Annotated in this window: 1 protein-coding gene; it reads left to right on the forward strand. The window is 63.2% G+C overall.

Annotated elements, in window-relative coordinates; genetic code table 11:
• Nucleotides 1-32: 32 nt before the first annotated feature.
• Entirely contained in the window at nt 33-452 is a 420-nt protein-coding gene (locus ACYVDE_RS25525; protein WP_460504309.1) for a hypothetical protein, read from the forward strand.
• The last annotated feature ends 165 nt before the right edge of the window (nt 453-617 follow it).

The raw sequence follows: 617 nt of genomic DNA on the forward strand, positions 1-617 counted from the left end.
TCAAAGCCCACCTTTTACTCTCCAGCTTTCTCTTGATACTGCTTCGTTTGCGCTTTTATACCCTGATGGGCGGCACCGCCGAGCCCGAGCGGTTCGTGGTGCGGCGCTACGCCGACTCCACCGTGGTGCGCGTGTATGCATCGGCCAAACCCCAGCCGGCCGGTGCCGATTCACTGCACTTCAAGCGCACGTATTTCCGCCGCGAAACCACCTGCCTCAGCCTCGATGGCCTGGGTGGCGACGACGTGTTTGAGATAACCACCGCCCCGGACATTCGGCCCATGCGCGTCGAGCTATATGGCGGCGAGGGCCACGACCAGCTGCGCCTGCAGGGCAGCGCCGCCCGCCTGAAAAGCTACGACTCGGCCTCCGACATGACGGCTGCCGGCGCGCACCGCCCCAGCCTGCCCCGCAAAAAACGCCGCGCCTACAACCGCCTCAACGACGATTGAGGCAGCTTCCCGGCGGTGGCTGCCGCGCGGTCAAATGCGGTGGTCAGTTTTCCGCTGCCCGCAGACAGCCTTTTGCAGCCCGTCGCCGTTCAAAGCCCACCTTTTACTCTCCAGCTTTCTCTTGATACTGCTTCGTTTGCGCTTTTATACCCTGATGGGCGGCAC

This window comes from Hymenobacter agri, from assembly GCF_054778495.1.